This window comes from Paracoccus sp. (in: a-proteobacteria) (assembly GCF_030538495.1).
Taxonomy (GTDB): domain Bacteria; phylum Pseudomonadota; class Alphaproteobacteria; order Rhodobacterales; family Rhodobacteraceae; genus Paracoccus.
This window is the reverse complement of the sequence record NZ_JAUNTW010000001.1, coordinates 173661-186526: the sequence shown is the minus strand read 5'-3', so window position 1 is coordinate 186526 and position 12866 is coordinate 173661. Positions and strand designations below refer to the sequence as shown.

Annotated in this window: 10 protein-coding genes; 6 read left to right on the top strand and 4 right to left on the bottom strand. The window is 64.4% G+C overall.

The window, feature by feature from the left end; genetic code table 11:
- Window positions 1–26 precede the first annotated feature (26 nt).
- Complete coding sequence (locus tag Q4G20_RS00875) at window positions 27–1031, top strand: D-glycerate dehydrogenase (protein ID WP_303341183.1); 1005 nt, start codon at window positions 27–29, stop codon at window positions 1029–1031.
- A 10-nt stretch (window positions 1032–1041) separates the two neighbouring features.
- Entirely contained in the window at window positions 1042–2181 is a 1140-nt protein-coding gene (locus Q4G20_RS00870) for an MFS transporter (RefSeq protein WP_303341181.1), read from the top strand.
- Here the strand turns inward: Q4G20_RS00870 and Q4G20_RS00865 are convergent.
- Window positions 2178–3629, bottom strand: coding sequence for a TrkH family potassium uptake protein (locus Q4G20_RS00865; protein WP_303341179.1), 1452 nt, complete (start codon window positions 3627–3629; stop codon window positions 2178–2180). The genes Q4G20_RS00870 and Q4G20_RS00865 overlap by 4 nt on opposite strands.
- Window positions 3630–3727: 98 nt before the next feature.
- On the opposite strand from Q4G20_RS00865, the gene Q4G20_RS00860 reads away from it, so the two are divergent.
- Genes Q4G20_RS00860 through Q4G20_RS00845 form a run of 4 tightly spaced genes read left to right on the top strand, consistent with a single transcriptional unit; the run spans window position 3728 to window position 8331 of the window.
- Window positions 3728–4612 carry an MBL fold metallo-hydrolase gene (locus tag Q4G20_RS00860; protein ID WP_303341177.1) on the top strand — a complete coding sequence of 295 codons (885 nt, stop codon included), beginning with the start codon at window positions 3728–3730 and terminating at the stop codon, window positions 4610–4612.
- Window positions 4613–4636: 24 nt separating this feature from the next.
- Entirely contained in the window at window positions 4637–6406 is a 1770-nt protein-coding gene (locus tag Q4G20_RS00855; protein ID WP_303341176.1) for a SulP family inorganic anion transporter, read from the top strand.
- Between the two features lie 57 nt (window positions 6407–6463).
- The gene (locus Q4G20_RS00850; RefSeq protein WP_303341174.1) at window positions 6464–7585 is read left to right on the top strand and encodes a Ppx/GppA phosphatase family protein; all 1122 of its coding nucleotides are present in this window, start codon (window positions 6464–6466) and stop codon (window positions 7583–7585) included.
- On the top strand, window positions 7585–8331 hold the full coding sequence (locus tag Q4G20_RS00845) for an RlmE family RNA methyltransferase (protein WP_303341422.1): 747 nt from the start codon (window positions 7585–7587) through the stop codon (window positions 8329–8331). The genes Q4G20_RS00850 and Q4G20_RS00845 overlap by 1 nt, the downstream gene beginning before the upstream one ends.
- On the opposite strand, the gene Q4G20_RS00840 is transcribed toward Q4G20_RS00845, so the two are convergent.
- The 3 genes from Q4G20_RS00840 to Q4G20_RS00830 all read right to left on the bottom strand — a co-directional run bounded on the left by Q4G20_RS00840 (window position 8328) and on the right by Q4G20_RS00830 (window position 12795).
- A complete protein-coding gene (locus tag Q4G20_RS00840; RefSeq protein WP_303341172.1) occupies window positions 8328–10241 on the bottom strand; it encodes a capsular polysaccharide biosynthesis protein in 1914 nt (637 codons plus the stop codon). The two genes, Q4G20_RS00845 and Q4G20_RS00840, sit on opposite strands and share 4 nt — an antisense overlap.
- 35 nt (window positions 10242–10276) lie before the next feature.
- Entirely contained in the window at window positions 10277–11356 is a 1080-nt protein-coding gene (locus Q4G20_RS00835; protein WP_303341420.1) for a polysaccharide biosynthesis/export family protein, read from the bottom strand.
- 128 nt (window positions 11357–11484) lie between these two features.
- A complete protein-coding gene (locus Q4G20_RS00830; RefSeq protein ID WP_303341170.1) occupies window positions 11485–12795 on the bottom strand; it encodes a capsule biosynthesis protein in 1311 nt (436 codons plus the stop codon).
- Between the last annotated feature and the right edge of the window lie 71 nt (window positions 12796–12866).

The window sequence follows — 12866 nt, the reverse complement described above, 5'->3', positions numbered from 1 at the left end:
CACGACTTCGAGAAAGTGAGGTTATTATGCCCGCCAGCCACTCGTCGCTTCGCCAAAAGCTGCGCGTTGCGGTCACGCGCCGCCTGCCCGAGCCGGTCGAAACCCGGATGAAGGAACTGTTCGACGTCGTTCTGCGCGATGATGACCGCGTGATGGGCCGCGATGAACTGGTCGTGATGATGCAGAATTGCGACGTTCTGGTGCCGACCATCACCGACCAGATCGACGCCAATATGCTGGCGCAGGCGGGGGACCGGCTGAAGCTGATCGCAAATTATGGCGCGGGCGTGGACAATATCGACGTGCTGTCGGCGCGTCAGCGCGGCGTTTTGGTGTCCAACACCCCCGGCGTCACGACCGAGGACACCGCCGACATGACGCTGGCCCTGATTCTGGCCGTCACCCGGCGCATCCCCGAAGGTCTGGCGGAAATGCAGCAAGGCCGCTGGCATGGCTGGGCGCCGACCTTGCATCTGGGGGGGCGCGTCGGCGGGCGGCGTTTGGGTATTTTGGGCATGGGCCGCATCGGTCAGGCCGTCGCGCGGCGCGCCAATGTGTTCGGGATGCAGGTGCATTACCACAATCGCCGCCGGTTGCGCCCTGAAATTGAACAGGATTTGCAGGCGACCTATTGGGAAAGTCTGGATCAGATGCTGGCCCGCATGGACATCATCAGCATCAACGCCCCGCATACGCCCAGCACGTTCCATCTGCTGAATGCGCGGCGGCTGAAGCTGCTGAAACCGTCCGCCGTGATTGTCAACACGTCCCGCGGCGAGGTGATCGACGAAAACGCCCTGACCCGGATGTTGCGCGCCGGCGAAATTGCGGGCGCGGGGCTGGATGTGTTTGAACACGGGCATGACATCAACCCGCGTCTGCGTGAATTGCCGAATGTGGCACTGCTGCCGCATATGGGGTCCGCCACGGTCGAGGGCCGCGCCGAGATGGGCGAAAAGGTGATCATCAACATCAAGACCTTTGCCGATGGTCACCGTCCGCCGGATCTGGTCGTGCCGTCGATGTTGTAAGGGGCCGCGATTGGATCCCGCGCGCGTCGCCGTATCGGCGTTGTTTTTCAGCAATGGTCTGCTGGTCGGCAGTTGGGCGCCGAAAATCCCCACGCTGATGGCGCGGTTGCAGATTGATGAGGCCATGGCCGGGCTGATCGTTCTGGGCCTTGGGCTGGGGTCGATTGCCATGATGCCGGTCTTTGGCGCGTTGACGGCGCGGCGGGGGTCGGCCTTTGCCGTGCGTCTGGCGGCGCTGCTCACGATCCCGTCGCTGATCTGGATTTCGATTGCGCCGGGATTTGTCTCGGTCGCCCTTGCTGTGGCGCTGTTTGGCGGTCTGATTGGCGGCATGGATGTGCCGATGAACGCCAATGCAGTTGCGGTCGAACGGGTCCGCCGCCGCGCGATCATGTCATCCTGTCATGGGTTCTGGAGCCTTGGCGCTTTGGTCGGGTCTGGCGCGGGCGGCTGGCTGATCCTGCGGATGGGCGAGTTTGCCCATTCCGTTCTGATGAGCGCGCTGTTCGCCGCGATTCTGGCCTTTGCGCTGCCGCGTATCTTGCAGGACGCGCCGGAACCGGATGCCGCGCGGGTGCCGCTGCGCCTGCCGTCATCGCCTCTGCCTTACCTGTTGGGGCTGGTCGCGCTGTGTTCCATGATTTCCGAGGGCGCGATTCTGGACTGGGCCGCCGTGTATCTGGAACGCGAGATGGGCGCGTCGCTGGCCGTCGCCGGTTGGGGCTTTGCCGCCTGTGCGGGGACGATGGCGGTGATGCGGTTTCTGGGCGACGACATCCGCCGCCGGTTCGGCGCGGTGAAAACGCTGCGGATCAGTGCTGTGGTGGCGATGATCGGGCTGGTCATCGCCGGGGCCGCGCCAGTGCCGGGTATGGCGATTGCGGGCTTTGCCATCACGGGGCTGGGGGTGGCGAATATGGTGCCGATCGCGTTTTCCGCCGCCGGAAACGTGCCGGGGCTGGCCGCCGGGATGGGGCTGTCGGTTGTCACCATGATGGGTTATTCCGGTATCCTGCTGGCCCCGGCCTCTATCGGGTTTGTGGCCGAACGCACGGGCTTTTCAGTGGTGTATCTGGCATTGGCCGGATTGGTGCTGATCCCGTTATTTCTGTCGCATCTGGTGCGTATGGCCGATTTTGACGCCGGTTAATCGCGCCAGAATCGCGGCAAAAACAGCACCAGAACCGCGACCAGTTCCAGCCGCCCCAGATACATGCCGATGATCATCAGCCACTTGGCCGAAGGGGGCAGGTTGGCGACCGATCCGTTCGCCGTCACCTCGGGTCCCCAGACATGGCCGACATTCGCAATCGCGGTCCACGCCCCCGTCAGCGCCGTGCGCGGATGCAGCCCGGTCAGCGACAGCCCCACGATCAACAAGCCAAAGCTGAGCATAAACAGCGTGAAAAACGCCATCACCGAATTGACCACATCGCCGTCCAAGGGGCGCCCCTCATACCGCAGGGGATAGACGCGATGCGGCGAATACATCCGCCGGATTTGCGCCCGCACGGCTTGCAGCAGCACCAGATAGCGGAACACCTTAACCGAACAAGTGGTTGACCCGGTGCAGCCGCCTATCAGCCCGACCAGCACCAGAATGACCACCGGAAAATGCCCCCAGCCCGGCAGGTTCGCCGACGCATAGCCCGTCCCCGAAAAGGTGGACACCGTGTTAAACACCGTTTCCCGGATCATCGCGCCGGGGGCGTCGGTCGCGGGTGGCATCACCAGCCGGAACAGGATAATCGCCGCGCAGGCATAGGCGACCCACCGCAGATAGGCGCGGATTTGCACATCCTGCCAGATGGGCGCGGCGTCGCCTCGGGCCAGTTGCACCATGCGGATAAACGGCACCGACGCCATCAGCATAAACACCACAGCCGCCCATTCCGGCCCGCCGATATAAGCCCCGAAACTGGCGTCGTAATTCGAAAACCCGCCGGTGGAACAGGTCGTCAGCGCGTGGATAATGGCGTCAAACCCCGTCATCCCCAGCATGATATAGGTCAACGCGCAGGCCACCGTCATCGCCGCATAGACCAGCGTGATTTCCAAGGCGATTTCACCGGCGCGGGGCAGAGATTTGCCGCCGGTGTCAAAGCCTTCGGACCGGAAAAACTGCATCCCCCCGACCTTCATCGCGGGCAGAAAGATCATGGCGACCACGACGATCCCCAATCCGCCCAGCCATTGCAGGATCGCGCGCCACAGATGCGTTCCGCGCGGCAGTCCGTTCAGTTCGGGAAACACCGTGGTGCCGGTGGTGGTAAAGCCCGACATCGCTTCGAAATAGGCATCGGTCAGGCTGGCCCCCGGCTGGCCCAGCATCAGCGGCACCGCCCCCACCACCGGCAGCACCGCCCACAGCCCTGACGTTAACAGAAACGCCTGCCGCACCGTCAGCCGCCCGTCATGGTTCTGCGTCGCCGTGGCGATCAGCAGGCCCAGCACCACCGTGATGACCGCCGATTCCAGAAACACCCAGCCATGGTCGTCGCCATGCCACAGATCAACCGCCATCGGCAGCAGCATGGTGGCCCCCATGGCTGTGATGATTTTACCAATCGGATGGGCCACCGGGCGAAGGTCTGTCATAGTGATTGCTTGCCGGGTTGCTGGCGCGCCGTCAATGGTGCGGGGCTTGACGTATGTTTTCGTGAATATGAAATTGACCTTAACAATAAGAGGATCCCATGACCACCTATCCCGTTGATATGTCGATCCTTCCCCAAGTGACGGGGTTCTTTGACGACCAGACGAACACGATCAGTTATGTTGTGCGGGATCCGGAATCCGACGCTTGCGCGATTATTGATTCGGTGATGGACATTGACTATGCCGCCGGGCGGATCACGCATGAGGGCGCGGATGCGCTGATAAACCATATCCGCGACAATGGTTTGCGGCTGGAATGGATCATCGAAACCCATGTTCACGCCGACCACCTATCCGCCGCGCCGTATGTGCAGGATCAACTGGGCGGGCAGATCGGGATTGGCGAACATATCCGCGTGGTTCAGGACACCTTCGGCAAAATCTTTAACGAAGGCACCGAATTTCAGCGCGACGGCAGCCAGTTTGACCGCCTGTTCCGCGACGGAGACACCTATCAGATCGGCGGCATGACCGCCTTTGCGATGCTGACGCCGGGGCATACGCCGGCCTGCATGACGCATGTTGTGGGCAATGCGGCCTTTGTGGGCGACACGCTGTTCATGCCGGACGGAGGTTCCGCCCGCGCCGATTTCCCCGGCGGCGATGCGGGTGTGTTGTATGACAGTATTCAGCGCGTTCTGGCGCTGCCTGACGATATGCGGCTGTTCATGTGCCATGATTACGGCCCCGACGGCCGGGTGATCCGCTGGGAAAGCACGGTCGCTCAGCAGCGCGCCGACAATATCCATGTCGGCGGAGGCGTCAGCCGTCAGGAATTTGTGCGGATGCGTCAGGCCCGCGACGCCACTCTGGACATGCCGCGCCTGATTATCCCATCTTTGCAGGTCAATATGCGCGCGGGCGAGGTGCCGACCGATGATGACGGCACCCCGATGCTAAAGGTTCCCGTTAACCGGCTGTAAAGTCATGCGTGGTAAAGCGGGGCTATGGATATGAACAAAACCCATCTGGCGCGAATCTTTCCGGTTCTGGACTGGGGGCGGCGTTACACGCGCGAAATGCTGCGCGATGATCTGATGGCGGCGGTGATCGTCACCATCATGCTGATTCCGCAGTCGCTGGCCTATGCGATGCTGGCGGGGCTGCCGCCTCAGGCGGGGATCTATGCCTCGATCGTGCCGATCATGCTTTATGCGGTGTTTGGCACATCGGGGTCGCTGGCCGTGGGGCCGGTGGCGGTCGTGTCGCTGATGACGGCGGCGGCGATTGGGCAGGTCGCGCAACAGGGAACGGCGGGATATGCCGCTGCCGCGCTGACTCTGGCCGCCATGTCGGGCGGGATTTTGGTGCTGATGGGGGTGTTCCGGCTGGGCTTTCTGGCGAATTTCCTGTCGCATCCGGTGATCGCCGGGTTCATCACCGCATCGGGTATTTTGATCGCGGTGGGGCAGATGCAGCATATCTTGGGCATCCATGCGGGCGGTCAGACCCTGCCGCAGATGCTGGCGGGGCTGGCGCGCGGGGTTGGGCAGATCAACCTGATCACGTTGTTGATCGGCGGGGCTGCTGCGGCGTTTTTGTTTTGGGCGCGGCAGGGGATGAAGCCCGCGCTGCGTCGGCTGGGCCTGAACGACACGGCGGCGGGGATGATCGCGCGGGCCGCGCCCGTGGCCGTGGTTGCGGTGACGACTCTGGCGGTGTGGGGGTTGCAGCTGACCGCGCAAGGGGTGGCCGTGGTCGGCCCAGTCCCGGCCAGCCTGCCGCCCCTGACCATACCCGCCGCATCGCTGGACCTGATTCGCGCGCTGCTGGTGCCGGCGCTGCTGATTTCCGTGATCGGCTTTGTCGAATCGGTCAGCGTGGCGCAAACGCTGGCCGCGCGGAAACGTCAGCGGATCAACCCGGATCAGGAACTGATCGGGCTGGGCGCTGCGAATCTGGGCGCGGCGTTCACCGGCGGTTATCCGGTGACGGGCGGCTTTGCCCGGTCGGTGGTCAATGACGATGCGGGGGCGCGCACACCTGCGGCGGGGGCGTTTACCGCCGTGGGGCTGGCCGTGGCGGCGGTCGCGTTCACGCCGCTGGTTTATTACCTGCCAAACGCCACGCTGGCCGCGACGATCATTGTTGCGGTGCTGTCGCTGGTCAATCTGTCGGTGCTGCGCCATGCGTGGGATTACAGCCGCGCCGATTTTGCCGCCGTGGCGGTGACGATCCTGTTAACGCTAGTGCTGGGGGTTGAAACCGGCGTGTCGGCCGGGGTGATCCTGTCGGTGGCGCTGCATCTGTGGAACACATCCCGCCCGCATATGGCCGAGGTGGGCCTCGTCCCCGGAACCCAGCATTTCCGCAACATCCTGCGCCATCAGGTGCAGACCGATCCCTGCCTGTTAACCATCCGCATCGACGAAAGCCTGTATTTCGCCAATGCCCGGATGCTGGGGGATGCCGTTCTGGACCGCGTGACCGCCAGCCCTGACATCCGGCATGTGGTGCTGATGTGTCCGGCGATCAACAGCATTGATTTGTCGGCACTGGAGACGCTGACCGCGATGAATGACCAACTGGCATCCATGAACGTCACCCTGCACCTGTCCGAGGTGAAAGGCCCAGTCATGGACCGCCTGCGCCGGTCGCATTTTCTGGACGATCTGACGGGACAGGTGTTTTTGTCGCAATGGGACGCAATCGCCGCGCTGACGCCGGATATGTGCAATTTCTGCGGTGCATCCAAACAAAAGATAACCGCCCCTTGATCGTCGGCGCGGGGCAGGTTACGTTTTCCTTAACTTAGTATTCGGAGGGCGTGACCTATGACGCCCAAGCGTCCTGCGGGTGCAGACGCGTTCCCGATAAATACGGTCGAGCCGTCAGGCACCCGACAACCCAGGGACGGGGGGCTGTATGCCGCCCTGGACCTTGGCACAAATTCGTGCCGGATGCTGATTGCGCGACCGACGGGCAATCAGTTTCAGGTCATCGACAGCTTTTCCAAGCCGGTTCAGCTTGGACATGGGCTGGAGGCTTCGGGGCGGCTGTCCCGCGGGTCGATGGCGCGCACCGTTCACGCCCTTCAGGTGTGCCGACGCAAGCTGGAACAGCACGGCGTCGGACAGATGCGGCTGGTCGCGACCGAAGCCTGCCGCCGCGCCCGCAACAGCCGCGATTTCATGCGCACCATCCGCCGCGAAACCGGCCTGCCGGTCGAGGTGATCGGCGCCGAGGAAGAAGCCCGTCTGGCCGTCATTTCCTGCGCGCCTCTGGTCAGCCACAAAACCGATACGCTGATGGTCGTCGATATTGGCGGCGGGTCCACCGAATTGGTGTGGATCGACCTTGAAGATGTCGAACCCCGCGAACGCCCGCGCGCGATTATGCGCCTGTCGGACGGCTTCGCCAATCCGCGCCCCGGCGGCGCGCGCGTCGTGGACTGGATCAGCGTGCCTCTGGGCGTGGCCACGCTGCGCGATCAATTCGCGGATGTCGAAGACGATCAGGGCCGTTTCGCCCTGATGAGCTGGTTTTTTGAAGAAGCCTTGGCCGGGTTTACCCCCTATGCCAATGGCGCGCCGGATGACGGGTTTCAGATCATCGGCACGTCCGGCACGGTGACGACCGTTGCCGCCAGCTATCTGGGGCTGCGCCGTTACGACCGGACCAAGGTTGACGGGCTGCAAATGACCAGCGATCAGATCGACCGTGTGATCCATTCCTATCTGGCGCTTGGCCCCGAAGGGCGGCGCGCGGATCCCCGGATCGGGCGCGAACGCCACGCCCTGATCATGTCGGGCGCGGCGATTTTGCAAACATTAATGCGCATCTGGCCGACCAGCCGGTTATCGGTGGCGGATCGCGGCCTGCGCGAAGGATTGCTCTATGCGCAGATGGTGCGCGACGGGGTGTTGACCCCCGACGGAATGAACGGAGTAGCATGATGACCAAAGCACCGACCAGCCGCGCGGGCAAAACCAGCGGGCGCGGGCAACGCGATTTGCGCGTGCGGGTCAAAACCGCCAAGGGGCGCAAGCTGTCGTCGAAGCTGTGGCTGGAACGGCAGTTGAACGACCCCTATGTCACGCGCGCCAAACGCGAAGGCTATCGCGGGCGCGCGGCCTATAAGATATTGGAATTGGACGATAAATACCGCTTTCTGGTGCCGGGGGCGCGGGTCGTTGATCTGGGCTGTGCGCCGGGGGGGTGGTGTCAGGTCGCCGTGGCGCGCGTCAACGCGCTGGGCGAAAAATCCGGCAAGGCCGTGGGCCGCGTTGTCGGTGTTGACCTGCAAGAGGTCGCGCCGATCGCCGGGGCCGAGGTGCATCAGCTGGATTTTCTGGCCGACGGCGCCGATGATCAGGTCAAGGAATGGCTGGGCGGTCCCGCCGATGTGGTGATGTCCGACATGGCCGCCGCGTCGTCGGGTCACAAAGGCACCGACCACCTGCGCATCGTGGCCTTGGTCGAGGCGGCGGCGCAACTGGCCTTTGACGTGCTGGAACCGGGCGGCACCTTTGTGGCCAAGGTTCTGGCGGGCGGGGCCGAGGCGGAAATGCAGGCGATGTTGAAACGCAACTTTGATAAGGTTGCGAATGTCAAACCCCCGGCAAGCCGCAGCGATTCATCGGAAAAATTCGTTGTCGCTCAGGGGTTTCGGGGGCGTCAGACGCCGGACACTGACGATTAACGCCACAACCATGCGTAACCGGCCAGCAGCCCCTGCGCCTTGGCCAGCAGGCGCAGGCCGGGGCGTGCTGGCACTCCGTCCCTCAGCCGCGCAACGGCGGTTTCAGCCGGGCAGGGCAGGCCACTGATCGGGTCGCGATAGCGCGGATAATCAATCAGGCAGGCGTGAACCAACCCCGCCAGATCGGGCCGCGCCAGACGCCGCACCGGCACCGGCCCCAGATCGCGCGTCAGGCCCCAGCCCGCGTAAAACGGCGCGCCCAGAGTCACCACGGGAACGCCGCGCATCAGGGCCTCGAACCCCAGCGTCGATGTGATGGTCCAGACGCCATCGACCTGCGCCAGCAGCGCATCGGGGTTGGCGTCGCGGGCGACGTGATCGGCCAGACGCGCCAGATCATCCGGCGCGATGATGCCGGGACGCAGGCCCGATTCCACATCGGGATGCGGTTTGTAAACGATCATCGCGCCGGGGTTTTCCGCCCGCACCCGTTCCAGCAGCGCCAGATTGCTGCGTTCGGCCCCCGCGCCCAACCGGATCGACGCGTCGTTTTCGACCTGCCCCGGCACCAGAATCACCGGGCGACCGTCGCGCGGGGGCAGGGGGCTGGCGTGGCCTGTGTTGTATTTCGTCACCCCCGCCGCGCGGATCGCGTCCATCAGCGCGGCGGCGCGCGCGGCCCCTCCGGGCGGCGTTTGGGCGGCGATCAGGTGTTCCAGACGGCTGGCGCGGGTGGGGTCGTAATAGATGCCCAGATCATCCGCGACCAGCGACAGCGGCGGCGTCAGCGCCGCCCCCAAACCGCGCGAGCGCAGAAACCCGTCTTCGACCCGCGCCGCCGTGGCGGGGGCGTCCGCGCCCCATGCCAGCGTCACATCCGGTCCGGGCTTGGTAAACCGCACCGGCCGCACCGCGCCGAAATGAGCGTTGATAAACCCGCGTTTCCACAGTCGCATCCCCGACGCCGTATGGCCGTCCCGGTCCTGACGAAAGGCGCGGGTTTCGGCCTGTATCTGGTTTAACGCGCCGTCAAAATCGGTCAGGCGATCCAGACAGGGATCATACCAGACCGGCCCCAGCAGATGCGAGGCTGCGAACAGGTCCAGCACCCCCGCATCGCCCCGGCGGGGATTGGGCGTTTCGTCATCCGACAGCCCCCAGCCGGCATAAAAGGGCTGGCCGAACAGACGCGGACGGTGGCCCGCCAGCATCGCTTCGTATCCCAGTTGCGAACTGACGGCATAGACCGCCCTCGCACCCGTCACCAACCGCCATGGCGACACCGGCCCGTCGCAAAAGCGGTCGCCCGGATGCAGGTCGTCGCGGGTCAGATGGCCGGGACGCAACCCCGCCGCCGTTTCGGGATGGCTGCGGATCACAATTCGCGCGCCGGGATGTTCGGCCCGCGCGGCGTGCAGCATCTCCACAAAGCGCGCACGTCCGGCCCCCATCAGCGCGGCGTCACCTCGGGTCTGGTCGATGACCAGAACATAGTCCGGTTCCGGCGCGGCACAGTCGGGGTCATGGGCGTTGTATTTCGACAGATCCGCGGCGCGCAGACGGGCAAGCGCCGCGGCGGCGGCGTCCTGATGCGCGGCGGTCGCGCCGCTGGTGATCAGGGTTTCCATGCCGGACGGTTGGCGCGGGTCGAAATGAACGCCGCAATCGTCGATCAGCAGGCCGACCGGGCCGCGTCGTGCGATGCGCCCGGATGCTCGACCCGGCAGGACCGACCGCAAAAACGCATCTTCGACCGTGATCACCTGTGCGCCGGTGCGGGCGGCCATGGCGCGCCCGCGCCATGCGGTCGGGCTGGCCCCCCAGATGCCGATGTGATCACCAGCACCGGGCCAGCCGGTTGTCACCCGCCAGCCCGCCAGATGCAGGATCCGGCGCAGCCGTGGCTGCATCCAGAACCCGCCATTAAAAACGAACAGCCGTGTGATCAGCGGTCAACCACATTCGCGGCGCGGTCAATAGCGGTCACACCGCCCGTCAACGCGCCCAAGGTTTTCATCCATTGGACATAGGGCGCCTCGGTCACATAGACCGTATCGCCGTCGCGGATGGTGAAATCGCGCGCCAGAAACAGCCCGTTCGGACGGGTCAGGTCCAGAACATAGGCCATGCGCTGCGTGCCGTTCACCGGCTTGCCCAGAACGCGGCTGGCCACCGATTGCGGTTCGTCGCGCAGAATGAACACGCCGGTCGGGTCCGCCAGATTGCTGTTGAGACCGCCGACCAAGGCAATCGCCTCGATCCCGTTGATCATCTCGCTGCCCATCGGAACGCGGGTCTGCCCGCCAAGCGCGCCCAATGCGGTAAAGCTGCGGCGGTCTTCTTCGACCACGATCAGGTCACCGGGGCGAACGGCGATGTCGTTGGCGGTGCTGCCATACAGATCAGTCATCCAGACGCGCCCGGTTTCACGCCCGCGTTTGACGGTGACAACCGCGATTTCGGGCTGGATGGCCACACCACCGGCGCGGGCCAGCATGGCCGACAGGGTGCGGGTGGGGCGGTCAATCGAATACACGCCCTGCGATCCGACGCGGCCCATGACCGACACCGTGGCGCCGTCACCGGCCACGCGGGTCACGGTGACCTGCGGGTCGGGGGTCTGTTCCGACAGACGGGTGGTGATCGTCTGGCGCAGCTGGTCGGGCGTGCTGCCCGCGGCGCGCACACGGCCCGCATAGGGAACAAAGATATAGCCCTGACTGTCCACCTGAATCTGTTGCAGCTGGCTGGAGCTGGACCCCAGCGAGGTCAGCAGCCCGTCATCGACGTTTTCCCAGATCGACAGGCCCAGCACGTCGCCGGGGCGGATGTCATCGGCGCCCACCTGTCCCGCATTGCGGAAGCTGGCTGAAAACCCATAGCTCGGCACGAAATTCGTAGACCGCGCGACGTGGTCGTTGACAAAGATCACATGCGCATTCCCGCCGCGTTCGACCGCGCCGCTAAAGATTTCCTCTTTGCTGGGGCCGGACCGGGGCAGGGCGCAGGCGGCCAGCAGCGACATGGCACCACACAGGGCCAGACGCGTCAGATTACGGCGCGAGAGGATAGCGTTCACCTTGGGATTCTCCTGTCTGTCGGTCGGGCTTTTTGTTTGGTCGCGACCATAAACGCGACCGCCGCCCGTTTCCATCACGAAATGTTTTCCTGTTGATCTGAGACGCATTCTTGCAACGGGTCGGCCAGCAAGGCCGTATAGGGATCCTGCGCCGCCAACATCAGCGCCGGCAGGTGCGACAGCGCGTCATCGCGGGCCTGTGCGGAATAAAACCCGCCCGGAACCTGACTGCTGCGCAACAGAAAATCGCGCAGCACACGATAGGCCGCGCGGTTGGGTTGCTGGGGCGCGGCAAAAAACGCATCCAGCGTCTGATCCGACACCACGCCGGGTTTGACATAAATTGCCCGACCCAGAGCCAGCACCGGAATCCCCCGCCACAGCGCCTGTTGCGCCCCCGTCGAATTGGCCGTCACCACCGACAGCGCGCGTTTCAGCACCGCCGCCAGTTTTCCCCCCGGCAGGTAATGCACGCGCCCTGTCACGCCATGCGCCTGCGCCGCGTGGCGCACCGCGCGGCCATTTTTGGCGCGGCCATCCTCAAGCGGGTGGGCCTTCAGGATCAGGTGCTGATCGCTGGGGGCGTTTTGGGCGAAACTGGCGATGACCTCGGCAATCAGCTGGGCGTTTGTGTCAAAACGGGAATGGCATTGCAGGCTGGCGTCATGTTCCAATTGCAGCAACACCAGCGAATAGGGCCATGCCTGCGCTGTCATTCGCAGCCATTTCACCCGCCGCCACAGCGACAGAAACGGGGCCGCAATCAGGCGGGTGAGGTTTAACCACGCCTCGGTCGTCAGGCGGGCGGTCCGGTGGCGCTGATAATGCGGAAAGCGGCGTTGCCCCATCAGCAGGATCAGATGATACAGCGCGCCATAGAACCGGTGCTGCCGCATATCGCCCCAACTGGCCGGAGGCTGCGGCGGATCGTCGCGGTGCGACCGCAGCGCCGCCTGCATCTGCCCCAGATCCAGATCCATCAACGCCGAATGTCCATTCGCCCCCCCACGTTCATAGGTGATCCAATAAGGGCGCAGATACCCTTCCTCCAGCACATGCAGGGTCAGGTTCCGCGCCACTGCCGCCTGCCGCGCGGCATCATGGATGGGGCGCGCATCGCCATAGAGAACTATGTCCGTAACGCCGTGCTGATCCAGCAGCCCGTTCAGAGCCGCAGGCCAGCCCGCAGGCCCCACCTGCACCGGGATCAGATGCGCCGCGTCCGACCAGAAATGCGCATCACCGGCATTGAACGCACAGCGCCAGACCACAGCCCCCGTTCCACGCAAAGCCGCCGCCAGATCGTCAAAGAACGGGCCATGCGGACCTTGCAGCATCAAAAAGACGCGGCCGGTGCCAGTAAGGTGTTGATTGCGCGGGGTCATGCGGGCCATTTGCGGTTGCGTTCCGCGCCCATTGGCACAGAACGCGGGGCAAGCCAATGCCCTTGCGTCAT

Excerpts from the sequence above, each read along its gene's own strand:
- Q4G20_RS00875 (WP_303341183.1), top strand. The coding sequence starts at position 27 with ATGCCCGCCAGCCACTCGTCGCTTCGCCAAAAGCTGCGCGTTGCGGTC.
- Q4G20_RS00865 (WP_303341179.1), bottom strand. The coding sequence starts at position 3,629 with ATGACAGACCTTCGCCCGGTGGCCCATCCGATTGGTAAAATCATCACA.
- Q4G20_RS00860 (WP_303341177.1), top strand. The coding sequence starts at position 3,728 with ATGACCACCTATCCCGTTGATATGTCGATCCTTCCCCAAGTGACGGGG.
- Q4G20_RS00855 (WP_303341176.1), top strand. The coding sequence starts at position 4,637 with ATGGATATGAACAAAACCCATCTGGCGCGAATCTTTCCGGTTCTGGAC.
- Q4G20_RS00850 (WP_303341174.1), top strand. The coding sequence starts at position 6,464 with ATGACGCCCAAGCGTCCTGCGGGTGCAGACGCGTTCCCGATAAATACG.
- Q4G20_RS00845 (WP_303341422.1), top strand. The coding sequence starts at position 7,585 with ATGACCAAAGCACCGACCAGCCGCGCGGGCAAAACCAGCGGGCGCGGG.
- Q4G20_RS00840 (WP_303341172.1), bottom strand. The coding sequence starts at position 10,241 with ATGCAGCCACGGCTGCGCCGGATCCTGCATCTGGCGGGCTGGCGGGTG.
- Q4G20_RS00835 (WP_303341420.1), bottom strand. The coding sequence starts at position 11,356 with ATGTCGCTGCTGGCCGCCTGCGCCCTGCCCCGGTCCGGCCCCAGCAAA.
- Q4G20_RS00830 (WP_303341170.1), bottom strand. The coding sequence starts at position 12,795 with ATGACCCCGCGCAATCAACACCTTACTGGCACCGGCCGCGTCTTTTTG.